Consider the following 26,850-nt stretch of genomic DNA (forward strand, 5'->3'; position numbering starts at 1 on the left):
AGATCATTTGATCAGAGTGGGCTGCAAAAGCAGTTGATGCTCAGCTGGAAATCGGGATCAGTCGACAGTTGAAGGCTCAATACTCCATGCATGCATTTCCTTGCTTTTTCGAGTATAATGTGTTGTGGTGTGCCGCTTCGCTGATTTACATCAGCAGGCCGGATGCCAGACTGTGGTCATGTGCGAACCGATTTGAAGTTCCAGTCACTAGTTCGGGATCGGCTAATCGGCATGAATTGTGATTTGCGTCTTTTCGAACATCACTCGCGCATACCGGACATATGTTGAAGGAGCTTGTAGAGCGACTGATGGCGCTTGAAGGTGAGGGCCTTTATTGGATATAGAAGGGAGACTGAGCTGATGGCGAAAGATGACGTAATTGAAATTGAAGGTACTGTTGTCGACACGCTGCCGAATGCGATGTTCAAAGTGGAACTGGAAAACGGACATACAGTGCTTGCACATGTATCCGGTAAAATCCGTATGCACTTCATCCGTATTCTGCCAGGCGACAGAGTGACAATCGAATTGTCACCGTATGACTTGACACGCGGTCGAATCACGTACCGTTTCAAATAAAACTTTTGCAACTCCGGACTAATGAAGGAGGTTGGGTAAGATGAAAGTAAGGCCATCTGTAAAACCGATCTGCGAAAAATGCAAAGTTATTCGCAGACGCGGCCGAGTAATGGTAATCTGTGAAAATCCTAAGCACAAACAACGTCAAGGATAATTTAAAGGAGGTGCGCAACTTATATGGCACGTATTGCTGGTGTAGACGTACCGCGCGATAAGCGCGTTGTAATTTCATTGACTTACATCTTCGGAGTTGGCAAGACGACAGCACAGAAAGTCCTCGCAGCTGCAGGCGTATCTGAAGATACACGCGTTCGCGATCTGACTGATGCTGAACTCGACAAAATCCGTGAACAACTGGATTCTATGAAAGTCGAAGGTGACCTTCGCCGTGAGACTTCATTGAACATCAAGCGCCTGATGGAAATCGGAAGCTTCCGTGGAATCCGCCACCGTCGCGGTCTGCCTGTACGCGGACAGAACACGAAGAACAACGCACGTACACGCAAAGGTCCTAAACGGACAGTCGCTAACAAAAAGAAATAATAGGTAAAGGAGGGTTTTTCGAACATGGCACGTAAACAACAAACACGTAAGCGTCGTGTAAAAAAGAATATTGAATCCGGAATTGCACATATCCGTTCAACATTCAACAATACAATCGTAACGATCACGGATACTCACGGAAACGCACTTTCTTGGTCAAGCGCCGGTGCACTCGGTTTCCGCGGATCCCGTAAATCGACTCCTTTTGCGGCTCAGATGGCTGCAGAAACTGCTGCAAAAGCTTCTATGGAACACGGTTTGAAAACGTTGGAAGTTACTGTAAAAGGACCTGGTGCAGGACGTGAAGCAGCAATCCGTTCATTGCAGGCAGCTGGTCTTGAAGTAACAGCGATCCGTGACGTAACGCCTGTTCCGCACAACGGATGCCGTCCTCCAAAACGTCGTCGTGTATAATGGTTTCTATTCCAATTGATTGAGAATCACAATTTTTGGTAAGAATGAATTGTGCGATTGCATTTTGCCGTCTACTAATCGATTTCAATGCGGAACGGCCACACAGACGTTTTGAAGGAGGGTACATGAATGATCGAGATTGAGAAACCGAAGATTGAAACCGTTATGGTCGCAGAAGATTCAAGGTTCGGTAAGTTTGTTATTGAACCGCTGGAACGGGGATACGGGAATACATTAGGGAATTCCTTGCGCCGCGTCCTGCTGTCTTCTCTGCCTGGAGCAGCCGTAACATCGATTCAGATCGATGGTGTCCTTCATGAGTTTTCAACTGTAGAAGGCATTGTCGAGGATGTAGCCACTATTATTCTCAACGTGAAGCAGTTGGCACTGAAAATCTATTCGGATGACGAGAAAGTCATCGAGATTGACGTGAAAGGCGAAGGAACGGTCACCGCTGCCGACATCACACACGACAGTGATGTGGAAGTGCTGAATCCGGATCTTCATATTGCAACACTTGGCAAGAATGGCCACCTGCGTATGCGGATGTATGCGTCGCGCGGAAGAGGCTATGCACCTTCTGATCATAACAAACGTGATGACCTGGCGATCGGCGTGATTCCGATTGACTCGATCTACACACCAGTGTCCCGTGTGAACTTCCAAGTGGAGAATACACGTGTCGGTCAAAGTACGAACTTTGACAAACTGACATTGGATGTTTGGACAGATGGCAGTATCGGTCCTAAAGAATCTGTTTCGCTCGGAGCGAAAATCCTGACGGAACATTTAAATATCTTTGTCGGCATGACAGACGAAGCACAAACTGCAGAGATCATGGTGGAAAAAGAAGAAGACCAAAAGGAAAAAGTTCTGGAAATGACGATTGAAGAACTCGATCTTTCGGTTCGTTCTTACAACTGCCTGAAACGTGCAGGCATCAACACCGTCATGGAGCTTGCAAACAAGTCCGAAGACGAGATGATGAAAGTGCGCAATCTTGGCCGCAAATCACTTGAAGAAGTAAAGCTGAAGTTAGACGAGCTGAATCTTGGGTTACGCTCTGAAGATTGACGCAGAATCAGATGAAGGAGGGAATCTTCTATGGGTTACAGAAAACTTGGACGCACAAGTTCACAGCGTAAAGCGATGCTCCGGGATCTTGCAACAGACCTGATCATCCACGAACGCATCCAGACAACAGAAGCACGTGCGAAAGAGCTTCGTTCAGTTGTTGAAAAAATGATCACTCTTGGTAAGCGGGGAGACCTGCACGCACGTCGTCAGGTTGCTGAATTCATCCGCCGGGAAGTTATTCTTGGGGAAGATGAAGAAGGCAAGGAAACGAAGACGTTTGCGATCCAGAAGCTATTTGATGATGTGGCACCGCGCTATGCAGAGCGTCAGGGCGGCTATACACGCATCATGAAGATGGGACCGCGCCGCGGCGACGGAGCACCTGTCGTTATCATCGAACTCGTGTAACAAACTTGGGGGTGTGACTCGCGACAGCCACACCCTCTTTCCACATACTGATTTATACGACAATATGAAAAGCTGAGTGTTACGATCGACAGGTTTCCTGATCGGTCTAGCTCTACGCATCTCATCCGCGATGTCGGCGTGAGCACCCGGCATCGACCCATTTTGCTGCGCATTCTTCGGATGAGATGCGCGCTTTTTTTATTTATCGGAAATCCATTATTGAATTTTCAAGCTACTTACCATACATAACAGAAAGCGAGGCGGGCCGCCATGCGGGAAGTGCTGTCCCTGGATGCTGTTTCATATGCCTACGAAACCGAAGAGGATGTCTTTGTACAAGCGGTCCGGGACGTGTCGTTCTCGATCCGGGAGGGTGAGTGGGTCTCGATTGTCGGACATAACGGCTCGGGCAAATCGACGCTGGCGAAACTGATGATCGGCCTGCTGTTCCCAGCATCCGGAACCGTCAATGTGTTTCTGGAGCCGCTGAATGAACAGAATCTCTGGGACGTCCGCTCGCGCCTCGGCGTCGTCTTCCAGAACCCCGATAACCAATTCGTCGGCGCAACGGTCCAGGATGATGTGGCATTCGCCCTGGAGAACAACGGTGTGCCGTATGAGGCTATGCAAACGCGGGTCAAAGAGGCGCTCGCGCAAGTCGGCATGTCCGAGTATCATCTGCACGAACCGCATCATCTGTCGGGCGGCCAGAAACAGCGGGTGGCGATTGCCGGTGCCCTCGCCATGGAGCCCGATATCCTGATCCTCGATGAGGCGACGTCCATGCTGGATCCGCAGGGACGTCAGGAAGTGATCGATCTTATCACGGAACTCCGTAAAACGTCGGGACTCACGGTCATCTCCATCACACATGACCTGGAGGAAGTGCTGCTCGCGGACCGTGTGCTCGTCATGAACGGCGGCCGTCTCGTCGACACGGGTACGCCTGAAGAAGTTTTTGAAGAAGGAGCCAAGCTGCAGGCCCACGGGCTCGATCTGCCGTTTGCACTGCGCATGTCCGTGCTGCTTCGGAAGGCCGGACTCCCGCTTGCCGGCGACTATATGTCAGAAGAAGAGTTGGTGAACGAGTTATGGACATCTCATTTCAGCAAGTGAATTTCGCCTATTCCCCCGGCACGCCATTCGAGAAGAAGGCATTGCACGGAATCGATCTGTCGATTCCATCCGGTTCCTATACTGCGGTGATCGGCCATACAGGATCGGGCAAGTCGACACTGCTGCTGCACTTGAACGGGCTGCTGAAACCGACGGAAGGGACTGTCCGTGTCGGGGATACGCTCATCACAGCCGAGACGAAAGGGAAGACGCTGCGTGACGTGCGCCGGAACGTCGGCATCGTGTTCCAATTTCCCGAACATCAGCTGTTCGAGGAAACGGTCCTGAAAGATATCATGTTCGGTCCGCTCAACTTCGGCATGCCGGAGGAAGAAGCACGGACGCGGGCTTTGGAGCTGATCGAACTGCTCGGTCTGCCTGCAGATGTGGCTGACAAATCCCCGTTCGAATTGTCGGGCGGCCAGATGAGACGGGTGGCGATTGCGGGCGTGCTGGCGTTCAAGCCGTCCGTGCTCATCCTGGACGAGCCGACAGCGGGTCTCGATCCGCAAGGGCGCCGCGAAATCATGGCGCTGTTCGAGAGATTCCACCGGGAGGAGGGGCTGACGACCATCCTCGTCACCCACAGCATGGAAGATGCCGCACGCTATGCAGAGCATGTCATTGTCATGCATGAAGGACATGCTGTGCTGACCGGGACGCCCGCGGATGTCCTGACAAATAGGCAGCGGCTGGAGACCTTCCGGCTGGAATTGCCCCGGACCGTCCGATTCCAGCAGGATTTCGAACGGCTGATCGGCGAACCGCTGCCCGCGAAGGCGCTGACGGAAGAGAGACTGGCCGAACTGATCGCACAGCGGGCGCGGAAATCAGGTGATTCCCGATGATGCAGAAAATGATCTTCGGCCGATATCTGCCGGGCAACTCCTTCACCCATCGGCTGGATCCCCGTTCCAAGCTGGTCTTCGTCTTCCTGTTCATCGTAGCGGTGTTCCTGGCGAACAACACAGTGACGTATGCCATCCTGCTGGTCTTCACGATGCTGGTGATTGCAGTCTCAAAGATCCGCCTGCCCTTCCTGCTCGGCGGGCTGAAGCCGATTCTGTTCCTTGTGGTGTTCACTCTGTTCATGCACCTGTTTCTGACAAGGGAAGGGGCTGTCCTGGTCGAGTGGAAATTCATCAAGATCTACGAAGAGGGGCTGCGGCAGGGGATCTACATATCGCTGAGGTTCCTGATTCTCGTCCTGATGACGACCGTGCTGACACTGACGACGTCACCGATCTCCATCACGGATGGGGTGGAGACACTGCTGAATCCGCTGAAAGCCGTAAAACTGCCTGTCCATGAGCTCGCCATGATGATGTCGATCGCCCTCCGGTTCATCCCGACCTTGATGGACGAAACAGACAAGATCCTGAAAGCGCAGCTCGCCCGGGGCTCGGATATCAGTTCGGGAACCATCCAGCAGCGCATCAAAGCTGTCATCCCGCTCCTCGTGCCCCTGTTCGTCAGTGCATTCAAGCGGGCGGAGGACCTGGCGGTGGCGATGGAAGTAAGAGGGTACCGTGGTGGCGAAGGACGCACCCGGTTCCGCAAACTGCACTGGCAGGCAGGCGATACGGCCGTCATGATCGTTTTTGCCCTGCTATGCGCCGTATTGGTGTATTTCAGAGCATGAGGAGGAGGAACATATGAATCGTATCAAGGCGACTGTCGCGTACGACGGCACCCTGTTCTCGGGGTATCAGTCGCAGCCGGGCAAGCGGACCGTCCAGTCGGATATCGATAAGGCCCTGCGCAAACTGCATAAGGACGATTCGGTGTACAGTGTCGCAAGCGGCCGGACGGATGCCGGCGTCCATGCATGGGGGCAGGTGATCCACTTCGATACACCGCTGTCCCTCGAGGATGACCGGTGGGTGATGGCATTGAACGTACTGCTGCCGAAAGACATCCGTGTCATTGATGCCGCCGTGGTGCCAGAAGAGTTCCACGCGCGCTATTCCGCAACAGGCAAGACGTATCAGTACCGCTGGACGCGGACGGCGATCCAGAGTCCGTTCGAGCGGAACTATGCCGTCCATCTCGGCAAGTGGAATCCCGACGCGGCGCGGATGCGCGAAGGGGCTGCCCGTCTTCTTGGCACGCATGATTTCACGAGCTTCTGTTCATCCAAGACCGCGACGTCTTCGAAAGTGAGGACCATCCGGAAACTTGAGATCGAGGAGCAGGGCGACCAACTGCTCATGACGGTTGAGGGAGACGGGTTCCTGTACAACATGGTCCGGACGATTGCGGGCGTGCTATATGCAGTCGGGATCGGCTGGGACGAGCCCCATCACGTCACTGAGATCCTCGAGGCGCGCGACCGGAAACAGGCGGGCAAAACTGCACCGGCACACGGTTTGTATCTGATGAACGTAACGTACGGGGAATAAGCAACTTTTCCAGGTGTTTTATGCAAATTCTCTTGACTTCGCTGGGGATAACCGGTAAGATAATCAATGGTATTTCAATAACCCCACAAAAAAGCCCCGAAACTTTATTTGTGTTCAAGGGATAGAGAAAACGGAACAGACTGAAACCTAATTTAGGAGGAACTGAAACTATGCGTACAACATTCATGGCTAAAGGCCACGAAGTAGAGCGTAAATGGCTCGTTGTCGATGCTGAAGGACAGACGCTTGGCCGTCTTGCTTCAGAAGTCGCTTCACTGCTTCGCGGTAAACATAAACCGACTTTCACACCACACGTGGACACTGGTGATCACGTGATCATCATCAACGCTGAAAAGATCCAGCTGACAGGAAACAAACTGAAAGACAAGAAATACTACCGTCACTCAGGATACACAGGCAGCATCAAGTCGCGTACAGCACTTGAAATGCGCACGAACTATCCGACTAAGATGCTCGAACTGGCTATCAAAGGCATGCTTCCAAAAGGACCGCTTGGCCGTCAGACAGCGAAGAAACTTCATGTATTCGCAGGCGCGGAGCATACTCATGCAGCACAAAAACCTGAAGCATACGAGCTTCGCGGGTAATTAAAGAGGAGGAAACACTTTTGGCACAAGTACAATATATCGGCACTGGCCGACGTAAAAGTTCAACAGCACGTGTACGTTTGGTACCTGGTGAAGGCAAGATCATCATCAACAAGCGTGACGCAGAAGACTACGTACCATTCGAAACACTTCGCAATGTCATCAAGCAGCCGCTTGTTGCGACAAACACATTGGGAAGCTACGACATCCACGTTAACGTAAGTGGCGGCGGATACACAGGACAAGCCGGCGCAATCCGTCACGGCGTTGCCCGTGCATTGCTCACAGTAGACCCTGACTTCCGTCCGGCCTTGAAATCAGCCGGTCTCCTCACACGTGACCCACGTATGAAGGAACGTAAGAAATACGGTCTCAAAGGCGCACGTCGCGCACCACAATTCTCGAAGCGTTAATCATATGCATATGCAGCCCCCTCCCCGGCAGAGCCGGGGAGGGGGTTTTTTTGTATCGATAAAGTGTGCAGGGAGAGGGCGCTTAATTGCATGAAGGCGTTGGTCGCTGGTTGATTCGTGCAGAAAGAGGGTGCTTAATTGCACGAAGGCGCTGGTTGCCGGAGGCTTCGTGCAGAAAGAGAGTGCTTAATTGCACGAAGGCGCTGGTCGCCGGAGGCTTCATGCAGAAAGAGAGTGCTTAATTGCACGAAGGCACTGGTCATCGAAGGCTTCATGCAGAAAGAGTGCGCTTAATTGCACGAAGGGGTAGATTACTGGTAGCTTCATACAAAAAGAAGACAGGTAGTTGTATGTTTACTTTCACATGAGATATCATGACATATAAATAGCATGCGACCAGTTAATAAAACTGGTCGCATGCCTAATAGGAACGTCCTTATGAGTCGTCTCTGACTTCGTAATACCGGTGCTTGCGGCCGCCGCAAGGAGTGAAATTTCGTTTCAATGTTTGCCGGATGATGCTTGGCGATTCAAACACCGCACACCATTCATGCACGCGCGCCGTGGTGATCCGGTCTTCCGGGAACAGCAGGGCCAGCTCGCGGACACTCCGCAGGATGCCGTGTTCGGCGGGCTCTCCCCAGGTACAACCCGGGCAGCTCAGCGTGCGCTGGCCGACCCTGATCATGAAAGCGGAGCAGCGCGGACACGCAATTCCTTTCCGGCATTTGTCCCGCGTATAGGCGGGCAGCCGGGGCATCGGCCGGTCGGTCCGGCTGAGCGCCCGCAGCCGTCCGGCCAGCTCCTGGTGCGCTCGGCCGAGGACGGAAGGCGCCAGGTCAAGCCGGGCGAGGAACCGTTCCAGCTGGCCGGGCAGTACGATCGGAGAGTCCGTGGGCGCGTGGTACAGTGCGAAATGCGGATGAACGAAGACAATATATCCTGTCACGGGCAACCCGGCCTTCCAGGTTTTCATCAGGCCTTGCAGCAAAGTCCTGCTGCGGCTCAGCTGGTGCAGCGGATTGAGGATTTCCTGACCGGTGGTGAGCAGCCGGAATGCTCCGTCCTCATACACGTAGTCGCCTTCATAGTTCTTCACTTCGAACAGCAGGATCCCTTTTTCTAAAATCAATAATGAATCGATCTGGAATGCGGACTGGGCATGCTCCAGATACAGATCATGCTGCACGATGACATCGCCGCGAAGCTTTGCGGTCAGCCGCCCGAACATCTCTTCGCCGGCGTTCCCTTTCGACAGGCGGGCTGCACGCCGCAGTCCGTCCTCCGGGAGCACCCCGCGGATCCGCAGCTGTTCCAGCAACCGCAATTCTGTCGCGGCGCCGCTGCGTTCAATTGGTTTTATCAACTTTGATAGACTCCTTTTCCATCAGATAGTATAGCCGGCTGGCATCATCCGCGCTAAAGAGCTGGCGGAACAGCCTATGATGCAATACGGACGAGAGAGAAGAGAATGTTGAGGGGGAACTTCCGCGGCAGAGCCGCCGGGGACGGAACCAGGGGAAGAGGTTCCTGCTCCCTGAGTTCGACAGCGACGCGCAATAGTCCTGCCTGCGCACTACCACGGGCAGGAAACCGTACCGCCTCCCGAACGTCCCTTACAGGAGAGACCGCTTTCCAGACATAGGGCGTCACCAAACAGGGAAGACAACCCCTGACTGAACAATTACTGCAACAGGAGGAACCACCATGACCATTATCCGCAGCCGCCTGCTCGCCTACGGGGTCGACGCAGCCTGGGCAGAGCTCCTGGCGTTCGTCATCCTGATCGGCAGCATTGCACTCGTCTGCCTGATTGCAAATTTCATCACACAGAAAATACTGGTCCGCCTGGTGACCCATATTTTGCGCAAGCACCGTTACCGGTGGGATGAATACCTGCTTCGGCGCAAAGTGTTCCGCGTGCTGTCGCATCTGGTGCCGGCGATGATCATCTATTGGTCAGCCGCAGCCTTCCCGACGTACCGGAAGGCGATCGAGACGGCAGCGCTGACGTATCTCGTCGCAGTGACACTCGTGGCGATCAGCCGCCTGCTCAGCGTCCTGAATGATATATACCAGACGTATGACATCTCCAAGACGAAGCCGATCAAAGGCTATATCCAAGTCGCAAAACTTGTCGTCATCATCGTCGGCATCATCACGGTCATCGCCCGGTGGATGGGGGAGAGTCCGGCAATCCTGCTGAGCGGGATCGCCGGGCTGTCCGCCGTGTTCCTGCTCGTGTTCCGGGACTCGCTGCTCGGCCTTGTTGCCGGTATCCAGCTGTCCGCAAACGACATGGTGCGTGTAGGAGACTGGATCGAGATGCCGAATTACGAGGCGAACGGGGAAGTGATCGATATTTCGCTGAACACCGTCATGGTGCAGAATTTCGACCGCACGGTGACGATGATCCCAAGTTACGCGCTGATCTCCAGCTCCTTCAAGAACTGGCGCGGAATGCTGGAGTCCGGCGGCCGCCGTTTGATGCGTTCGTTGTCGATCGACATGACGAGCATCCGGTTCTGTACGCCTGCTATGATCGATCGGTTCCGGAAGATTGATATCCTGACCGACTATATCGAGAGCCGGGAGAAGGAAATCACCGCGTACAACGACGCACACGGCATCCAGGACGGCACGAGCATCAACGGACGTGCCCTGACCAATATCGGCGTGTTCCGTGTCTACATCATCCAGTACTTGCGCAACCATCCGGACATTGACCAGGAGGCACCCCTCATCGCGCGTCAGCTCGCATCGGGCAAAGACGGGCTGCCGATCGAAATTTATGCATTCGCCAAGACGACGGAGTTTGCCGTCTATGAGACGATCCAGGCAGATATTTTCGATCATCTCTTTGCAGTCATCGGCGATTTCGGCCTGGAGCTGTTCCAGAGCCCAACCGGCCGCGATCTGAAACAGATTAGCCCGTCTGCGACGGACATGGAATAAAGGCGGCTTGACGGGAAGCACCGCTGCGGCCTATCACTTGAAACGGCATGCCTCCGTGCGTTATGCTGATAAAATGCACTCACCAGCATGGGAGGTACCTGAAACAAATGGAACTATTCGGATATGAAATCCCCATTAATATGGAAAAGCTGCTGCAAACAGCAGGCAAGGTCGGCATCCTGATCGTCGTCTTCGCCATCGCCGTGCCGCTCGGCAAGAAAATCCTCAGCGCGACCATACAGAAAATGTCGCTGTCCCGGAAAACGAAACCGGGTCGCGTGAAAACACTCGATAAGCTGCTCGTCAACATCTTCTCCTACGTGGCGATCTTCATCTTCATCGGCACGCTGCTGTCCATACTCGGTGTTAATATCGGACCGCTGATCGCCGGCGCCGGTGTCGTCGGCCTGGCTATCGGGTTCGGGGCGCAGGGGCTTGTCAGCGACGTTGTCACCGGGTTCTTCATCCTGCTGGAACAGCAGATGGAGGTGGATGAATACGTCACAGTGGCGGGGATCGACGGCGTTGTCGAGGAGATCGGACTTCGCACGACGAAAGTCCGTTCCTTCGACGGGACACTGAACTACCTGCCGAACCGGATCATCGAGAACGTCGCCAATCATTCGCGCGGTCACATGCGGGCGCTCGTCGATATCGGGATCAGTTACTACAACGATGTGGATCGGGCGATTGGCGTCCTGGAACAGCTCTGTGATGAATTCCAGAAGGACGAACGCTTCAAAGACGGCCCGAACGCAATCGGTGTCCAGACGATACAGGGGACCGACGTCGTCCTGCGTGTCATCGGGCAGGTCGAAAACGGTCTGCAGTGGGAGTGTGAGCGCGACCTGCTGAAAGCCATGAAGATCGCATTCGACGAAGCCGGCATCGAACTGCCGCTCAACTATCAGGTCATCCACAAATCAGAGGAACTGGGCTGATGCATGGACGGATCCGCCGTTTCCGGATAGAATACGGATATTGACGTACAGGAGGCGTATGTACATGAAGGAAATCACAGCTGGCGAGCTTGAAACGAAATTGGAAGAAGGACAGCAGGTCAACATGATCGACGTGCGGGAAGCTGACGAAATCGCAACCGGCAAAATCACCGGTGCTGTCCATATCCCGCTCGGGGAGATCCCTGCCCGGATGGAGGAGCTCGATAAGTCGAAGCCGTATACGATCATCTGCCGGTCAGGCGGACGCAGCGGCCGGGCAGCTGAGTTTCTGGAAGAACAGGGCTACGATGTCACCAACATGACAGGCGGCATGCTGAGCTGGCAGGGGCCGATCGAATAAGTCAGGAGAAGACGTTTCCCGTAACAGGGAGACGTCTTTTTGCTTGGTCATACCGCGGACGTCCCCTGCGTATAGTGGATGAAAAAGGCGGTGTCCTATGAAACGTATTCTCATTATCGGCTTATTGTTGTTCTGTTCACTGGGTGTGGTATGGATGGGCGTCAGAGCATCAGACCGGGCGTTCTTCATGCCTGCGGAACTTGCAGGGGTGAAGGTGCTGCTGGATGCGGGTCATGGCGGGGAGGATGGCGGCGCCTCGACAGACGAACTGATCGAAAGCGATATTACCCTGACCATTTCGAAAGAGGTCGAGAAACGGCTGAAGCAGAAAGGCGCAACAGTCGTCATGACGCGTACGAAAGCGGGCGACGCGATCGGTGAGCATGCGCCGGACCGGAAATTCAGTTCTCTGCGTGACCGGAAGTTCGAAGATTTGAAGATGCGTGTCAAACTGGCGGAGACGGAAGAGCCGGATGTGTTCGTCAGCATCCACGTCAATGCCATCCCGCAGACCCAGTGGCGGGGCGCGCAGGTGTTCTACCATCCGGAAGGCCATGAAGGCGGAGAGGCGCTTGCCAAGTCGATCCAGGGCGCATTCCGGGATGGCCTGAAGAACACGGATCGTGAAGCCATGAAAATCAAAGGTATCTATTTACTGAAGAATATCCAGACCCCTTCGGTCATCGTGGAAACGGGCTTCATCTCCAATCCGGAAGAGCACAAGCTTCTCGCGGATCCGGCGTACCGTAAAAAGGTGGCGGATGCGATTGTCGACGGGATTGTCCGGCATCAGTCGATGGAAGTGAACTGAAGAGCCGAACGCCTTACGCATCCGGACGATTGTGCTATACTTGGGGGTGAATGTACTAAACCTCTAAGGAGTGTTCCGTTTTGATGAAAGAAGAGAACATGCGTGAAGTCGTCGGGAAACTGAGCGATCCTTTTTTACATAAACCGTTGGCGGAAACAGGCGGCATCATCAGTGTGTCGCTGAAGTCCGAGAAAAAACATGTGAGTGTAAAATTGGCCATTGCAAAGATCAACACCGCCGAACAGATGGCATTGCAGTCGAAAGTCGTGGAAGTGTTGAAAGCAGCGGGTGCCGATTCCGTCGGCATCCGGTTTGAGGAACTCCCGCAGGAAGCGATCGAGAAGTTCCGCGGTACAGCCACCGCGGCGGAAGCGCAGGATCTGCTGTCACCGCTGAATGATGTGACGTTCATCTCCATCGCATCCGGGAAAGGCGGCGTCGGCAAGTCGACGGTATCCGTCAACCTGGCAGTCGCGCTTGCGCGTCAAGGCAAGAAGGTCGGCCTGATCGACGCCGACATCTACGGATTCAGTGTACCGGATATGATGGGCGTCACGGAATCCCCAGTCATCCGCGGAGACCGGATCATCCCGGTGGACCGGAAAGGCGTCAAGATGATCTCGATGGGCTTCTTTGTGGAAGACAATGCCCCTGTCGTCTGGCGGGGACCGATGCTCGGGAAAGTGCTTGATCAGTTTTTCCGTGACGTCGAGTGGGGGGATCTCGATTACATGATCCTCGACCTGCCGCCTGGCACAGGGGATGTCGCCCTCGATATCCACCAGATGATTCCGGCATCCAAGGAAATCGTCGTGACCACCCCTCATCCGACGGCTGCATTCGTTGCCGCACGGGCCGGAGCGATGGCCTTGCAGACAGATCATGCCCTGCTCGGTGTCATCGAAAATATGGCCTGGTTCGAATCGAAAACGACCGGTGAAAAGGAATATGTATTCGGTTCGGGCGGAGGGAAGCGCCTGGCGGAAGAACTCCGTACGGAATTGCTCGGCCAGATTCCGCTCGGTCAGCCGGATTGGGACGAAGAGGACTTCGCCCCTTCCGTCTATGCGGAGGACCACCCGATCGGAAAGACATACTTGGATATCGCTGCTAAAGTGATCGGTGAAACGAAGAAATGACGGAAAAGCGGAGCGGGTTACTGACCCCCTCCGCTTTCTTCTTTGTCCTGGCCTTCCTGTTTGTCTTTTCCTTTATCCTTTTCCGTCGGTTTCACTTCGCCGGCCTGCAGGATGAGTTCCTGCCACTTGGCCTGGAGCAGCGGACTCTGGATCGTTTCCTCGATCGCTTTCTGGAACTCTTTCTTCAAGGAACCGGAATGCAGGATGTTTTCAAGCTGCTTCTGCATATCCGGGGTGCCGAAGAACTCCTCCAGTTCTTTCTGGAAAGACGCATCGTCCATGAGTGCTTTCATGATCTCCTGTTGCTGGTCTTTCATGCTTTCTGCGACGGTTTTCTGGAATTTCGGATCCTCGAACGTCTGTTTCCAGAACGTTTTTCCGTCGTCGGACAGCAGGGTGGTTTCGATGGCGGCGGTCACTTCGGGCTGCTCCAGTACGAGCTGTTTCCTGAATTCTTCTTCCGTCAGAAGCTGACGGATCGCTTTTTTCCCTTCTTCGGTCTGGATGGCGTCCGTCATCATCTTTTTCGTTTCATCGTACGAGGGGGGATTGGCCTGCTGCGTGCAGGCGGCGGTCAACAGAAGGACGGGAAGCAGAGATACTGTGAATTTTTTCATGAGTGCAAGATCCCTCCGCAGGCTTTTCAATTATTGTTCACATCTTCCTGCCGATTATGCAAACGCTGTGTAATGAAATAGATTTTTCGGGAAATCGCTGGTACACTGGGTACAGTAAGGAAAACGGGGGAACGCTGTTGTGACTATACGAAATTGGATAAAATTCTTTTTACGCGCGCTGCTGCTCGGCGGCGGGATCACCGGTCTGGTCGGTTTGATCGTACGCTGGGATTTCTTCTACTCATACTTATCATCGGGTGAGATTTTTCAATTCATCGGGGCACTGTTGTGGATGATCTTCCTGGGCTTCACGATGAGTGTCATTGCCCAGATGGGCTTTTTTGCCTATCTGTCAGTACATCAATTCGGAGTTAACCTGTTCCGGACATTGACATTGTGGAACTGGGTGCAGCTGCTGCTGATTGTTGTCGTTTTGTTCGACCTGGTCTTTTTCCGTTTCCGTCTGACTGCGGATGATACCGGGCGTACTGTGCTCTATATGGTGCTTCTGTTCGTACTTGTCGGGACTGCAGCAGTGACGGCGTGGTTCAAGGCGAAATGGACGAAAAAACATATCCTCATATCGGCGCTGTTCTTCATGATCGTCATCACGACGCTCGAATGGCTGCCTGCACTGATGGTGCGTAAAGGCGAAGTCGATACATGGGTGACGATCATGCTGTTCCCGCTCGTGGCGGTGAATGCCTATCAGCTTCTCGCGCTTCCGAAGTACAATCGGAAGTCGGATGAAGATAAGGCGAAACTCGACGCCCGGAAAGCGGAGCGTCGGAAACAGAAAGCGGTAAAAGTGAAATGACAAGAGGCGCACATCCACAGCGGATTGTGCGCTTTTATTCATTCCGGTATTTTTTTGGTCTTGATGTCCACCGTAAACAGGACGTCTTCGACGGATTGGAACTGACGGCTTGCGAGCAGCTCATTCACTTCATCAAGGGACACCAGCTGACGACGGTCGAGTGACACGGCGATGATATCTCCTTCCTTCACTTTAGGAAGGACGCCGCCTCTCCAGCGGGTGGAGGATCCTAACGCGTTGATCTCTTTTTCCCACAGCACATCTCTCAGGACTTTCGGAAAGTACTCATCCTGTGTTCGGAACCAGAGCGGTTTCTTCTCGAAAATCCCGGTGAAGTGTTCCAGCTGGCGGTTGAACCGGGCAGGGTCTTCCTCATATGAGGCGCCGGGCTCACCGAGAAGGGAGATCGGTATGTTTTTTTCCTTGATAAGCTGTGCGGAATCGGGGAATCGTTCTGCCCAGGCCGGATCGATCATCAGCAGCGGATAGGGTGCCGAGAGCCCGGCGATCCATTCCTCGACCGGCTCGTCGCCGAACGACAGATCAATCGTCAGTGAGGTGCCTTTTGTTCCTTTGACAATGACATCCGGTCCGCTCGCGGCGCGGAATACATCAATCATTTTCGGTGCAGTGTTTGCAGCAGGCAGGAGGATGACAAGAAGTATGCAGACCAGTATGGCGATACCTATTCTTTTCAGCGCGGCGGGCTCCTTTCAACTCGGTTACTGTACTGTATGAGAAAGGCTTGACCAGTATGCGCGGCCCATGCTATTATGTAAAAGTCCTGAAGAGGAAAAGACAGTGTGTACAGAAAAGGCTTGCTTTCCTGTCCGACTGTGTTATAATTTTTCTTGTCTTTGAAATAACATTCATATGATTCCGCAGTAGCTCAGTGGTAGAGCAATCGGCTGTTAACCGATCGGTCGTAGGTTCGAGTCCTACCTGCGGAGCCATTTCCATGCGCATGCTTCCATAGCTCAGCAGGTAGAGTGCTTCCATGGTAAGGAAGAGGTCACCGGTTCGAATCCGGTTGGAAGCTCCAGAATGCAATCAGACTGTATACATACCAGAACGGCCCCTTGGTCAAGCGGTTAAGACACCGCCCTTTCACGGCGGTAACACGGGTTCGAATCCCGTAGGGGTCACCATGTTTGTTCCTTTACATACCGATAAGCGATGTTGCCATGCACGCTTATCAGCTCAGGACGACTCAGATGGTGGGGTAGCGAAGTGGCTAAACGCGGCGGACTGTAAATCCGCTCCCTCCGGGTTCGGCGGTTCGAATCCGTCCCCCACCACCATTTTACTTGAATAAAAACTGCAGAAAAGGGTATTCTCTAAATGTGCCGGACAAAGGTGCAGGGAACAGCCGCTTTTTTTGATTACTGGGGTATAGCCAAGCGGTAAGGCAACGGACTTTGACTCCGTCACTCGTTGGTTCGAATCCAGCTACCCCAGCCACTTTTACTTGCATGGCACACCTGATGAGATGTAAAAATACATGCTTCTGAAGAGACTTTCAGCTGCTCAGCAATGGAATGTATAGCTGAGATGCCGATATCTATACTGTATAGTAACTATCCTTCTCCATACAGGGAGAAAGGATTTTTTGTCTTTCCGGATTAATGGATTACTCATAAAAACACCAGGTATTCTGGATGAAAGAGGCGCTGTATGACCAGACACCATGATATGATCCGAAACATCAGCGAGTCTCTGCAGCACGGTTCAACCGAACAGCTGCTGAATGACATCGTCTATTCCCTCGACAATTCAGCGATAGTCGCTGTCACGGACCGGACGGGGACGATTCTGTATGCGAATGACTTTTTCTCAAGACTTTCGAAGTATCCAGTGGACGAGCTGCTCGGTGCCAACCAGTCGATTGTCAATTCCGGTTATCATCCGCCCGACTTCTTCAAGGACATGTGGCGGACAATCGGCAGCGGCCGGATCTGGCGCGGTGAGATCTGCAACCGGGCCAAGGGTGGTGCGCTGTATTGGGTGGATACAACGATCGTCCCGTTCTTGAATGAGCGGGGCATCCCTGTTCAATACATCTCCATCCGGCACAATATAACCGATAAGAAAAACAATGAGGCGGCACTGCAGAAACAATTGGAACTGTACAAGCTGATCACACAGGATGCCGGAGACTTTGTCGCTGTGCTCGACCGGCATGGATGCACCCAGTATTGTTCCCCGTCACTTGAGAAGCTGCTTGGTTCAAACACTCCCGAATTGCTAGATCATATGCCGACGGAAGAAGCACGGTTCCTGAAGGCTGCGGCAGCTCATTCATCTGCTGAAGCAGGATACCGGCAGGATGCGGAATTCCGGCTCCGTTCCGCCGGCCAGGAAATTCTTCAGATGAGCGGAAAACTGGCCCGCGTCCAGACGGAAGGGCAGTTCAAGGACTGCAGCGTGCTGTCGTTCCATGACGTGACCGCGGAGCGTGAACAGGAGCTCCTGATCCATGATCTGGCATCGACAGATCAGCTCACTGGTCTGCTGAACAGGCGGGCCTTCCTGAAAGAGCTGTTCAGGGAGCTGGAACAGGCGAAGCACTCAGGCCGGAGTTTAGGTCTTGTCTATGTGAATATCGATAAACTGCGGTATGCCAATGAAACGTTCGGTCATGATACGGGCGATGACATACTGAAGATAATGGCGGAACGGCTTACGGGACATTTGCAGGGTTCGATCTGCGGCAGGACAGCGGGCGATGAATTCGCGTTTGTCCTGAACAGCCGAGAGTCGGAAGAAGGGCTGTACGCACAGGCAGAGGCCATTCATCAGCTGCTGGAAGAGCCGGTGGAAGTAGCCGGGAATTTGTACAATCCATCCGTCAGCTGCGGGCTGTCCATGTTTCCTGAACATGCTGTGGAAGTCCCCGGTCTGATGACGACGACCGAGCAGGCCATGCAGTCCGTTAAAATCCAGGGCGGCTCCGGATTCGCAATCTTCACGGCGGATATGTACACCCAGTCCCTGGACCGGATCATTCTCGAGAACGAATTGAGGAAAAGTGTGAAAGAAAAGCACTTCGTCTTGGAATACCAGCCGAAGGTCGACTTGACGAACGGATATATTGTCGGATTCGAAGCGCTGGTCAGGTGGGAGCACCCGGATCTCGGGAGAATTCCGCCCGGCAAATTTATCGGAATTGCCGAAGAGACGAAAGTGATCATCCCCCTCGGTGAATGGATTCTCGAAGAAGTGTTCATGAAAGCTAAGACATTGCAGGGTCAAACCGTCCGGCCTGTCACGCTGGCAGTCAACCTTTCGGCCGTTCATCTGGAAAGTCCGGGGCTCATCGCTTTCGTGGAGAAGCTGGCGAAGCGGACCGGGATCGACCCGCATCTGATCGAAATGGAAGTGACGGAAAGTGCGTTCGCGGATCGGCTGGAGATGGGATCTTCGCTGCGGCAGCTAAGGAGCCTGGGATTTGGCGTATCCATCGATGATTTCGGGACGGGATTCAGCTCTTTCAGTTATATTCGTGAATTCCCTGCAGAAACCCTGAAAATTGATATGTCGTTCGTGCGGGACGTCGAGACAAGTGAGAACAGCCGTGCCATCATCCAGGCGATCGTCACCATGGCGGATACGGCGGGACTGAACGTCATCGCTGAAGGCGTCGAAACGGCAGAACAGGCAGCCATCCTGAAGCGGCTCGGCTGCCGGGAAGGGCAGGGCTATTATTACAGCCGGCCGCTGCCGGAGACGGAAGCATTCGGGCTCGTACGGAAACCGGACACCGCTAAGTGAATAAATATGCTTGAAAATGCGCGGTTGAGCCATTTGTCTGAAGACGCTACAATGAAAGCGACAGACAAAGAATATTCCGGGGGGAACGAATTATGGAACAGCAACTGAACATTTCACTGCTCGGCATGCCGCTTGATTACGGTCAGAGCCGAAGAGGCGTGGATATGGGGCCGAGTGCCATCCGCTATGCAGGTGCCCAACAGCGATTGGAAGCGATCGGGCATGATGTGACAGACACAGGAGACGTCAATGTCCCAGTCGGCGAACGCGTCGGACAGGAGACGAGCGGTCTGAAGAATCTGGAGGAAGTCACGGCTGCCTGTACTGAACTGGCGGAACGGGTGGCGGCGATCGTGTCGTCAAAGCGGTTCCCGCTCGTGTTCGGAGGCGACCACAGCATGGCGATCGGTACGCTTGCCGGTCTGGCCGATCACTATAGCAATCTAGGTGTCATCTGGTATGACGCCCATGCGGACATCAACACAAGTGAGACATCGCCATCCGGCAACATCCACGGCATGCCGCTCGCGGCAAGTCTCGGGATCGGTCACGAGCGTCTCGTCAACCTGTACCAAGACGGTCAGAAGATAAAGCCTGAAAACGTCGTCATCATCGGTGCACGGTCGGTGGATCCGGGGGAACGGGCGCTCATCAAAGAACTGGGCATCAAAGTCTTCACGATGCATGAAATCGATCGGGATGGGATGACAGCGATCATGAACGAAGCGATCGACTACTTGAAATCCCGCAGCGTTGACGGACTGCATCTGTCATTGGATCTCGACGGCCTGGACCCACTGTACACACCGGGTGTCGGAACGCCGGTGCCGGGCGGTATCAGCTACCGTGAAAGTCATCTGGCGATGGAGATGCTTCAGGACTCGGGCCTGCTGACGTCAGCGGAATTCGTGGAAGTGAACCCGATCCTGGATGACAAAAATGCGACAGCGGACGTGGCCGTCGGACTCATCGGCTCACTGTTCGGTGAAAAGCTTCTATAAGCAGGCTAGACGGATCCTTATAAATACAGGCTGCCCGGCGTCACAAAAATGTGACGTCAGCGGGCAGCCTTTTTTCTATTTCAACGAGCTTTAGAAATAACAGAGAAATCCAGCAGGAAATTTGGTAAACTAAATTCAACATGAATGAAACCTGTTGACCCCTTCGCCCGTATAGGAAGGGACAGCCGCAGAAGAAGCGGAGGATGAGAGTCGTTGGATGAATTGATCAATAAACGGATAAATGAAGTGCTGAAAGGAAACCAGGATGCCTTTGAAGAAATAGTACTGCTGTTCCAGCACCGTCTGTACCACGTCTGCTACCGGATGCTCGGCAGCCGGGAAGAGGCACAGGACATCGCGCAGGAAGCGTTCGTCCGCGCGTACTCCAATTTGCATACGTTCGACCAAAAACGGAAATTCTCCACATGGATTTTCCGGATTGCGACCAATCTCTGCATTGACCGCATCCGGAAGAAGAAACCGGATTATTCACTGGATGCGCAGGTCCCGGGAACGGAAGGGCTGGATATGTACTCCCAGATTGCGGCATCCGAGGAGCTTCCCGATGAGGAAGTGGAACGGATGGAAACCCAGGAGCGGGTCCAGTATGAAATCGGCCGGCTGCCGGAAAAATACCGGTCCGTCATCACGCTCCGCTATATGGAGGAACTGCCGCTTCAGGAGATTGCGGACATACTGGATATCCCGCTCGGCACCGTAAAAACACGCGTGCACCGAGGACGGGAAGCTTTACGAAAACAGATGGGTACAATGTAGGAGGGGTAAGGATGACTAAATGTCCAATAGAAGTTGTCCAGTACATGCACGAGTACCTGGATGGAGAGATTGCACCTGAGCATGAACGAGAACTGCATGAACATCTGGAAGACTGCGAAGAATGCAGCCGGCTTTTCGATGAACTGAGCGGCACTGCAGCTTTTCTCGGGCTGGCTGAGCCGATCAAGGCACCAGCAGGGTTTGCCGAAGGGGTTATGGCCCGCCTGCCGGAGACCACAGCTAAGAAGAGGTCCGCTGCCAGCCGCTGGCTCCGCAAGCATCCGATGCTCTCGGCTGCCGCACTGTTCCTGATCCTGATGAGTGCAGCCCTCTTCTCCAGTTATAATACAAGTGAGCAGCTAGTCGTCACTATGCAGCCGAATCTTGTCATTGAGGGCGACACTGTCGTCGTACCGGCAGGAGAGGTTGTCAAAGGGGATGTGGTCGTCAAGAACGGCGACCTGCGGATCGAAGGGGAAGTCGACGGGAATGTCACCGTTATCCGCGGAGAGAAGTATATGGCATCGACAGCAGTCGTGACTGGCAATATTGAGGAAATCGATAAGCTGTTCGACTGGCTCTGGTACAAAATCAAAACCGCATTCAAAGGGCTTGTTCCTGAGGAGACGGAACAACCGGATTCAGACTGACCGACGGGCATGGGCCTGTCGGTTTTTTCGCGGAACTTACATTGGGACTGCACCGTCTGAATACAATACCGCAAGAGCTGTATGGTATACTGAACATACATTGGAAATTTGTCTGTAAAGGTAGGGGAAGCGCATGCCGGATTGGGGAATGATCACAGATATGAACGCAGTGGAAGTATTGAAATCCATTTTGGATGTGCTTCTCGTCTGGTTTGTGGTTTATAAGCTCATCACAATCATCAAAGGAACGAAAGCGGTCCAGCTCCTGAAAGGGATCTTCGTCATCCTGATCGTCAGGATCCTGACCGATCTCCTCGGTCTCGATACGCTGAAGTGGATGGTCGAACAGGTGCTGACATGGGGATTCCTCGCAATCATCATCATCTTCCAGCCGGAACTCCGGCGCGCGCTCGAACAGCTGGGACGCGGCCGTCTGTTTGCGCGCACGCAGATGCAGGAGGAAGAGGAACGCGACCGTCTGATCGATGCGTTCACCAAGTCGGTCAGCTACATGGCGAAACGCCGGATCGGAGCGCTGATCTCCGTTGAGAAGGAAACGGGTCTCAGTGAATATATCGAGACAGGCATATCGATGAACTCGGATATTTCATCCGAGCTGATCATCAATATCTTCATTCCGAACACGCCTTTGCATGATGGCGCTGTCATCGTGCAGAAAAACAAGATAGCTGCTGCTGCCTGTTACCTGCCGTTGTCCGAAAGCCCGTTCATTTCAAAAGAACTCGGGACACGGCACCGGGCGGCACTTGGGATCAGCGAAGTGACGGATGCCTTCACGATCGTCGTGTCGGAAGAGACGGGAGCCGTCAGCGTCACGATCGACGGGGAGATCAACCGGAATGTGACGATGGAGGAATTTGAACGGATCGTCCGTCTCGCGTGGTTCGGTGATACGGCGTCAGCACTCGGCGTCAACTCCATCTGGAAATGGGGGAAACGGAAAAATGGATAAATTCATGGACAGTCCCTGGTTTTTACGGCTTACGGCACTCGCCCTGGCGCTCTTCCTGTTTTTTTCCGTCCGTGCCGAGATGGAGAGCTCTTCGCTTGCGAGCACAGGGGATTCGGTGGACATGATCCGCGACGTCCCTGTGGAAGTCTATTACGATAACGAAAACTATGTCGTCACCGGTGTGCCTGAAACAGTCAACATGACCATCAAAGGGCCGGCGAGTCTCGTGCAGTCCACGAAACTGATGAAGGACTTCGCACTGAAAGTCGACTTGCGGAGCATGACGCTGGGCAGCCACACGGTCCAGATCCAGCACGAAAACCTGTCGGATAAGCTGGAAGTACACTTGGAGCCCGCCACCATCAACGTCAATATTGAAGAGAAGATATCGAAGTCCTTCCGGGTGGACCCCGAATTGAATGACAAAATGCTCGCGGAAGACTACACGCTGGTGAACATGGAAGTGGAACCGTCGACAATTGAAGTGACAGGTGCGAAAAGTGCGGTGGAAGCGATCAGCTTTGTCAAAGTATCCGTCACGGGGGAAGAGGAGATCAGCAAGTCGTTCGAGCAGGTCGGACGGGTCCGGGTCTTGGACAGGGATCTCAACAAACTGAATGTCACGATCGAACCGGAGGAAGTGACCGTGAAGGTCGACGTGGAAGCGTATCATAAGGAAGTTCCTGTTGTTGTAAAACAGACCGGGGAGCCTAAGAAGGGAATTACGGTCAACTCACTGACCTCCGACGAAAAGACGGTCAGCGTCTATGGACCCCGAAAAGCGGTTGATGCCGTCGAGCAGGTGACGGCGAGCGTGGACCTCAGCAAGATTTCAGGAAACGGCAAACAGACGGTCGGACTGGAAAAGCCGAAAGGGATCTCCAAGCTGTCGAAGGACAAAGTCGATATTACCATTGACGTCCAGGTGGATGGAGACGCCGCAGACACCGAGGACGAACCGGGGCAGGCCGATGAAGAGGCCGCTGCCGTTTCCAATCAGGAAGAAAACAGCTCGGATTTAGCTGCAGGCGAAGAACCTGCAGGAGCCGGTTCTGCTGCAGAGCAGGAAGCCGCCTCACAAAAAAAAACGAAAAAATTCACCAATATCCCTATTGGCATACAAGGATTGGATAAACAGTTCAGCGGTACCATCAGCAAGCCAGCAGACGGTGCAGCTGCCGTGACGCTGACAGGGGAAGAACAGGCAATCGCTGCCTTGGAGGAAACGGACATCAGCATCACAGCAGATGCCAGTTCCATAACAACAGCAGGTGAACACACTGCGGGGATTACGATACAGGTCCCTCCGGGTATACAGGTTGAGGTCGGTTTCAAAGAAGTCACCATACGGATTGAGCAAGTATAATAGAACGAACAAAGGATAGGATCGAAAGGGAGAATGAAAATGACTAAGTATTTTGGTACGGACGGTGTACGAGGCGTCGCGAACAAGGAATTGACACCTGAACTTGCTTTCAGACTGGGGCGGTTCGGCGGATACGTCCTGACACAGCATTCTTCGGACGGAGCCCGTGTGCTCGTCGGAAAAGACACCCGTATTTCCGGACAGATGCTCGAAAGCGCGCTTACCGCAGGTCTGCTGTCAACAGGCGTCGAAGTGATGACCCTTGGCGTTATCAGCACACCGGGTGTCGCGTATCTGACAAGAGCCATGAATGCGCAGGCCGGCGTCATGATTTCCGCGTCCCACAACCCTGTTGAAGATAACGGCATCAAGTTCTTCGGTTCAGACGGCTTCAAACTGTCCGATCAGCTGGAATCTGAAATCGAAGAGCTGCTGAATGCCGAAGAGGATACACTGCCGCGTCCGGTTGGCGGAGAAGTCGGAACAATCACGGAATACTTTGAAGGCTGCCAGAAATACATCCAATACTTGAAGCAGACGATTGACGGTGATTTCGAAGATATGCATATCGCTCTTGACTGTGCACACGGTGCGACATCGACGATCGCCACGCATGTCTTTGCTGATCTGGAAGCAGATCTCACGACGATGGGGACTTCCCCGAATGGTCTCAACATTAATGATGAAGTCGGCTCAACACATCCTGAGCAGCTCGCCAGACTGGTCGTGGAAAAAGGGGCGCAGATCGGCCTTGCATTCGACGGTGACGGGGACCGGGTCATCGCAATCGATGAGACCGGGGAAATTGTCGACGGTGACCAGATCATGTATGTGATCGGCAGCTACCTCCGTTCGAAAGGTGCACTGAATTCAGACACGATCGTCTCGACCGTGATGAGCAACCTCGGCTTCTACAAAGCACTCGAAGACAACGGCATGCACAGCGCCCAGACGGCTGTCGGCGACCGTTATGTCGTGGAAGAGATGCGGAAGAACAACTACAATTTCGGCGGCGAACAGTCCGGCCATATTGTCCTGCTGGACTACAACACGACCGGAGACGGCCTGATCACAGGACTGCAGCTCGTCAGCATCATGAAACGGACCGGCAAGAAACTGTCCGAATTGACGAAAGGGATGACCATCTTCCCTCAGAAACTCGTCAACGTCCGTGTCACCGATAAACACCGCGTGACGGACAATGCAAAAGTCGCTGCGATCATCACGGAAGTTGAACGGGAAATGTCCGGCGAGGGACGCGTGCTCGTCCGTCCGTCCGGAACGGAGCCGCTCGTCCGGGTCATGGTGGAAGCGCCGACAGAAGATGCATGCGAGAGCTACAGCAACCGGATCGTCAATGTCGTGAAGCAGGAAATGGGTACGGAGTAATACAGCAAGGCTTGAACTGAAGTCCGGGGGAATCATACAGGACTTCAGTTTTCTTCTATACAGACAGAGTCGTCCAGGTGCTTGTCGGGGATGGGGGGTGTTTGCATGGACTATGGGAAGTATCAAAAACTGCTAACTGAAAAAATAGAGACGGCCTTCACGAAATGGAGTGTGCAAAAAACAGTCAGCGAATCTGAATTGTATGCATTCCTGCACACATTGAAAGGTACATCAGGAACGATCGGTCTGACGGATCTGGCGGAGTTCTGCAGCGCGCACCTGGAGATCCTGTCAAAAGATGATGACGCGAGCATACCCGTGTCCTCTCTGAAAAACTTCAAGAAGAATATCAGGCTGCTGGCAGCGGGCAATGAAAAAAAGGACCGGGGCAGTCTGATACCGGCAGTCTATTCCGAACGGTTCGACCGCAATACATTCGTCCTGGTGATCGACGATGATCTGGAGTTCGTCTCGTTTGTCAAAGACCTGCTCGAACAGCTGGGCGCCCAGGTCCTGGTGGCCATGAACGGTATGCGCGGTATTCAGCAATTTTACGACATGAAACCGAATATGCTTATGATTGATATGCAGCTGCCTGATATGACAGGTACCGAGCTATTCGGAAAAATCCGCGATACAGCGAACGACCGGCATGTCATCTCGATGCTCATGAGCAGTGAGCAGACAAATAAGATCATGATAGAAGCATACAGATCCGGAATGATGGATTTCATCCAGAAGCCGCTCGATCTGACACTGTTCCTGCCATACTTGTTCAACCGGGATATGCTGCGGAAAAAAATCAGTCAGTCCATCACGACGGACGGCCTGACTGGCGCAGGGAACCGGAAGCGGCTGACGGAGATGCTGGACCATGCACTCCGCGTACATGAACGGACAGGGGATCCATTTTCCGTCGTCATGGTGGATCTCGATCACTTCAAGCACGTCAATGATACATACGGCCATCATACGGGGGATGAGGTGCTCCGGCGGTTCAGCGATATCGCGAAAACGGAAAAGCGGGAGACCGACAGCATCTTCCGGTTTGGCGGTGAGGAATTCGTCATCCTGGTCAACGGTCACAAAGGCGAAGCTTACACCTTCGCGGAGCGGCTGCATACGGCGTTCAACGAACAGGAATTCGAAGCAGCGGGCGGCTCCTTCTCGGTGACGTTCTCTGCGGGCATCGCCGAATATACACACGAGCTCGAGACCCTTCTGATTGAAGCGGACCAGGCACTGTATGAAGCGAAGCGGTCGGGCCGCAACCGGACGGCTGTTTATGAAAGCGGAACGGCACAAGTGAAACGGAAACTGCAGGTCATCATTATCGATGATGACTTGCTGATCCGTACCATGCTGGAAGAGCAGCTGGCCCAGTGGCGTCTGCCGGACATCGAGCTGTCGGTACGCCTGTTCGAAGACGGCGTCACCTTCCTTAGGACGGATTGGTATGATGAAGATACGAATTTCATCATCCTGCTGGATGGTGTCATGCCGGGAATGGATGGACTGGAGGTGCTCGAGCAGCTCAAGAAACGCTCGGAGCTGAACAACGTCCTTGTCTCGATGATGACAGCGAGGGCCAGCGAAGAAGACATAAAGGAAGCCCTTGCACTCGGCGCAGACGATTACTTGACGAAGCCATTCCGGAATAAAGATATGCTGGCGCGTATCCAGAATTTGGCGTCCCGGATGTTTTAACAGAAAGAGGAGGCA

The 26,850-nt window shown here is 53.6% G+C and carries 29 protein-coding genes and 5 tRNA genes; 31 read left to right on the forward strand and 3 right to left on the reverse strand.

What is annotated here, in order from left to right; all coding sequences use genetic code 11:
* Positions 1 to 360: 360 nt before the first annotated feature.
* The 12 genes from infA to rpsI all read left to right on the forward strand — a co-directional run bounded on the left by infA (position 361) and on the right by rpsI (position 7,560).
* The gene (gene infA, locus QWT68_RS13405) at positions 361 to 579 is read left to right on the forward strand and encodes a translation initiation factor IF-1 (RefSeq protein ID WP_040285502.1); all 219 of its coding nucleotides are present in this window, start codon (positions 361 to 363) and stop codon (positions 577 to 579) included.
* Positions 580 to 619: 40 nt separating this feature from the next.
* Entirely contained in the window at positions 620 to 733 is a 114-nt protein-coding gene (gene rpmJ / locus QWT68_RS13410) for a 50S ribosomal protein L36 (protein ID WP_076758849.1), read from the forward strand.
* Positions 734 to 756: 23 nt separating this feature from the next.
* A complete protein-coding gene (gene rpsM, locus QWT68_RS13415; protein WP_040285503.1) occupies positions 757 to 1,122 on the forward strand; it encodes a 30S ribosomal protein S13 in 366 nt (121 codons plus the stop codon).
* A gap of 24 nt (positions 1,123 to 1,146) precedes the next feature.
* Positions 1,147 to 1,536, forward strand: a complete 390-nt coding sequence (gene rpsK / locus QWT68_RS13420) for a 30S ribosomal protein S11 (protein ID WP_040285504.1) — start codon at positions 1,147 to 1,149, stop codon at positions 1,534 to 1,536.
* Between the two features lie 129 nt (positions 1,537 to 1,665).
* Entirely contained in the window at positions 1,666 to 2,610 is a 945-nt protein-coding gene (locus tag QWT68_RS13425; protein ID WP_040285505.1) for a DNA-directed RNA polymerase subunit alpha, read from the forward strand.
* Between the two features lie 30 nt (positions 2,611 to 2,640).
* A complete protein-coding gene (rplQ, locus tag QWT68_RS13430; RefSeq protein WP_040285506.1) occupies positions 2,641 to 3,021 on the forward strand; it encodes a 50S ribosomal protein L17 in 381 nt (126 codons plus the stop codon).
* A 270-nt stretch (positions 3,022 to 3,291) separates the two neighbouring features.
* Positions 3,292 to 4,137, forward strand: a complete 846-nt coding sequence (locus QWT68_RS13435) for an energy-coupling factor ABC transporter ATP-binding protein (protein WP_040285507.1) — start codon at positions 3,292 to 3,294, stop codon at positions 4,135 to 4,137.
* The gene (locus QWT68_RS13440) at positions 4,113 to 4,985 is read left to right on the forward strand and encodes an energy-coupling factor ABC transporter ATP-binding protein (protein ID WP_040285508.1); all 873 of its coding nucleotides are present in this window, start codon (positions 4,113 to 4,115) and stop codon (positions 4,983 to 4,985) included. Before QWT68_RS13435 ends, QWT68_RS13440 begins: the two co-directional genes overlap by 25 nt.
* Entirely contained in the window at positions 4,982 to 5,779 is a 798-nt protein-coding gene (locus QWT68_RS13445) for an energy-coupling factor transporter transmembrane component T family protein (protein ID WP_290148635.1), read from the forward strand. The genes QWT68_RS13440 and QWT68_RS13445 overlap by 4 nt, the downstream gene beginning before the upstream one ends.
* Positions 5,780 to 5,792: 13 nt before the next feature.
* Positions 5,793 to 6,539: a tRNA pseudouridine(38-40) synthase TruA gene (gene truA / locus QWT68_RS13450; RefSeq protein WP_290148636.1), complete on the forward strand. Its 747-nt coding sequence runs from the start codon at positions 5,793 to 5,795 to the stop codon at positions 6,537 to 6,539.
* 170 nt (positions 6,540 to 6,709) lie between these two features.
* Positions 6,710 to 7,147: a 50S ribosomal protein L13 gene (gene rplM, locus QWT68_RS13455; RefSeq protein WP_040285511.1), complete on the forward strand. Its 438-nt coding sequence runs from the start codon at positions 6,710 to 6,712 to the stop codon at positions 7,145 to 7,147.
* Positions 7,148 to 7,167: 20 nt separating this feature from the next.
* The gene (gene rpsI / locus QWT68_RS13460) at positions 7,168 to 7,560 is read left to right on the forward strand and encodes a 30S ribosomal protein S9 (RefSeq protein ID WP_040285512.1); all 393 of its coding nucleotides are present in this window, start codon (positions 7,168 to 7,170) and stop codon (positions 7,558 to 7,560) included.
* 436 nt (positions 7,561 to 7,996) lie between these two features.
* Here rpsI and QWT68_RS13465 read toward each other — a convergent pair whose 3' ends face one another.
* Complete coding sequence (locus QWT68_RS13465; RefSeq protein WP_052461659.1) at positions 7,997 to 8,926, reverse strand: nuclease-related domain-containing protein; 930 nt, start codon at positions 8,924 to 8,926, stop codon at positions 7,997 to 7,999.
* A 341-nt stretch (positions 8,927 to 9,267) separates the two neighbouring features.
* Between QWT68_RS13465 and QWT68_RS13470 the strand changes: the two genes are divergently transcribed.
* The 5 genes from QWT68_RS13470 (at position 9,268) to QWT68_RS13490 (ending at position 13,767) form a co-directional block, all read left to right on the forward strand.
* Positions 9,268 to 10,515, forward strand: coding sequence for a mechanosensitive ion channel family protein (locus QWT68_RS13470; RefSeq protein WP_290148638.1), 1,248 nt, complete (start codon positions 9,268 to 9,270; stop codon positions 10,513 to 10,515).
* A 107-nt stretch (positions 10,516 to 10,622) separates the two neighbouring features.
* Entirely contained in the window at positions 10,623 to 11,456 is an 834-nt protein-coding gene (locus tag QWT68_RS13475; protein WP_290148639.1) for a mechanosensitive ion channel family protein, read from the forward strand.
* A gap of 64 nt (positions 11,457 to 11,520) precedes the next feature.
* Positions 11,521 to 11,817: a rhodanese-like domain-containing protein gene (locus tag QWT68_RS13480; RefSeq protein WP_040285515.1), complete on the forward strand. Its 297-nt coding sequence runs from the start codon at positions 11,521 to 11,523 to the stop codon at positions 11,815 to 11,817.
* A 97-nt stretch (positions 11,818 to 11,914) separates the two neighbouring features.
* Positions 11,915 to 12,628, forward strand: a complete 714-nt coding sequence (locus QWT68_RS13485; RefSeq protein ID WP_290148641.1) for an N-acetylmuramoyl-L-alanine amidase — start codon at positions 11,915 to 11,917, stop codon at positions 12,626 to 12,628.
* Between the two features lie 83 nt (positions 12,629 to 12,711).
* Positions 12,712 to 13,767 (forward strand): Mrp/NBP35 family ATP-binding protein, encoded by a 1,056-nt coding sequence (locus QWT68_RS13490; protein WP_040285668.1) that lies wholly within the window; start codon positions 12,712 to 12,714, stop codon positions 13,765 to 13,767.
* Positions 13,768 to 13,784: 17 nt separating this feature from the next.
* On the opposite strand, the gene gerD is transcribed toward QWT68_RS13490, so the two are convergent.
* Positions 13,785 to 14,384 carry a spore germination lipoprotein GerD gene (gene gerD / locus QWT68_RS13495; RefSeq protein WP_040285669.1) on the reverse strand — a complete coding sequence of 200 codons (600 nt, stop codon included), beginning with the start codon at positions 14,382 to 14,384 and terminating at the stop codon, positions 13,785 to 13,787.
* Between the two features lie 139 nt (positions 14,385 to 14,523).
* Here gerD and QWT68_RS13500 point away from each other — a divergent pair, with 139 nt between their 5' ends.
* Complete coding sequence (locus QWT68_RS13500; protein ID WP_040285517.1) at positions 14,524 to 15,201, forward strand: KinB-signaling pathway activation protein; 678 nt, start codon at positions 14,524 to 14,526, stop codon at positions 15,199 to 15,201.
* 38 nt (positions 15,202 to 15,239) lie between these two features.
* On the opposite strand, the gene QWT68_RS13505 is transcribed toward QWT68_RS13500, so the two are convergent.
* Positions 15,240 to 15,821: a polysaccharide deacetylase family protein gene (locus QWT68_RS13505; RefSeq protein WP_290148643.1), complete on the reverse strand. Its 582-nt coding sequence runs from the start codon at positions 15,819 to 15,821 to the stop codon at positions 15,240 to 15,242.
* 258 nt (positions 15,822 to 16,079) lie between these two features.
* Between QWT68_RS13505 and QWT68_RS13510 the strand changes: the two genes are divergently transcribed.
* The 13 genes from QWT68_RS13510 (at position 16,080) to QWT68_RS13570 (ending at position 26,835) form a co-directional block, all read left to right on the forward strand.
* A tRNA-Asn gene (locus QWT68_RS13510) sits at positions 16,080 to 16,154 on the forward strand.
* Between the two features lie 13 nt (positions 16,155 to 16,167).
* A tRNA-Thr gene (locus QWT68_RS13515) sits at positions 16,168 to 16,243 on the forward strand.
* Positions 16,244 to 16,274: 31 nt separating this feature from the next.
* A tRNA-Glu gene (locus QWT68_RS13520) sits at positions 16,275 to 16,349 on the forward strand.
* Between the two features lie 68 nt (positions 16,350 to 16,417).
* A tRNA-Tyr gene (locus tag QWT68_RS13525) sits at positions 16,418 to 16,502 on the forward strand.
* An 85-nt stretch (positions 16,503 to 16,587) separates the two neighbouring features.
* Positions 16,588 to 16,662: transfer RNA gene (locus tag QWT68_RS13530), tRNA-Gln, on the forward strand.
* Between the two features lie 213 nt (positions 16,663 to 16,875).
* Entirely contained in the window at positions 16,876 to 18,972 is a 2,097-nt protein-coding gene (locus QWT68_RS13535) for an EAL domain-containing protein (RefSeq protein ID WP_290148644.1), read from the forward strand.
* A gap of 92 nt (positions 18,973 to 19,064) precedes the next feature.
* Positions 19,065 to 19,973, forward strand: coding sequence for an arginase (rocF, locus tag QWT68_RS13540; protein ID WP_290148646.1), 909 nt, complete (start codon positions 19,065 to 19,067; stop codon positions 19,971 to 19,973).
* A gap of 213 nt (positions 19,974 to 20,186) precedes the next feature.
* Positions 20,187 to 20,750 (forward strand): RNA polymerase sigma factor SigW, encoded by a 564-nt coding sequence (sigW, locus tag QWT68_RS13545; protein WP_040285521.1) that lies wholly within the window; start codon positions 20,187 to 20,189, stop codon positions 20,748 to 20,750.
* An 11-nt stretch (positions 20,751 to 20,761) separates the two neighbouring features.
* Positions 20,762 to 21,400 (forward strand): anti-sigma factor family protein, encoded by a 639-nt coding sequence (locus QWT68_RS13550; RefSeq protein ID WP_040285522.1) that lies wholly within the window; start codon positions 20,762 to 20,764, stop codon positions 21,398 to 21,400.
* Between the two features lie 133 nt (positions 21,401 to 21,533).
* Complete coding sequence (gene cdaA / locus QWT68_RS13555) at positions 21,534 to 22,373, forward strand: diadenylate cyclase CdaA (RefSeq protein ID WP_040285523.1); 840 nt, start codon at positions 21,534 to 21,536, stop codon at positions 22,371 to 22,373.
* On the forward strand, positions 22,366 to 23,739 hold the full coding sequence (locus QWT68_RS13560; RefSeq protein ID WP_290148648.1) for a CdaR family protein: 1,374 nt from the start codon (positions 22,366 to 22,368) through the stop codon (positions 23,737 to 23,739). The genes cdaA and QWT68_RS13560 overlap by 8 nt, the downstream gene beginning before the upstream one ends.
* 39 nt (positions 23,740 to 23,778) lie before the next feature.
* Complete coding sequence (gene glmM, locus QWT68_RS13565; RefSeq protein WP_040285524.1) at positions 23,779 to 25,128, forward strand: phosphoglucosamine mutase; 1,350 nt, start codon at positions 23,779 to 23,781, stop codon at positions 25,126 to 25,128.
* A gap of 105 nt (positions 25,129 to 25,233) precedes the next feature.
* Positions 25,234 to 26,835: a diguanylate cyclase gene (locus QWT68_RS13570; protein WP_040285525.1), complete on the forward strand. Its 1,602-nt coding sequence runs from the start codon at positions 25,234 to 25,236 to the stop codon at positions 26,833 to 26,835.
* Positions 26,836 to 26,850: the final 15 nt, after the last annotated feature.

Origin of the sequence: Sporosarcina trichiuri (assembly GCF_030406775.1) — a bacterium.
In the GTDB taxonomy this organism is placed as follows: Bacteria; Bacillota; Bacilli; order Bacillales_A; family Planococcaceae; genus Sporosarcina; species Sporosarcina trichiuri.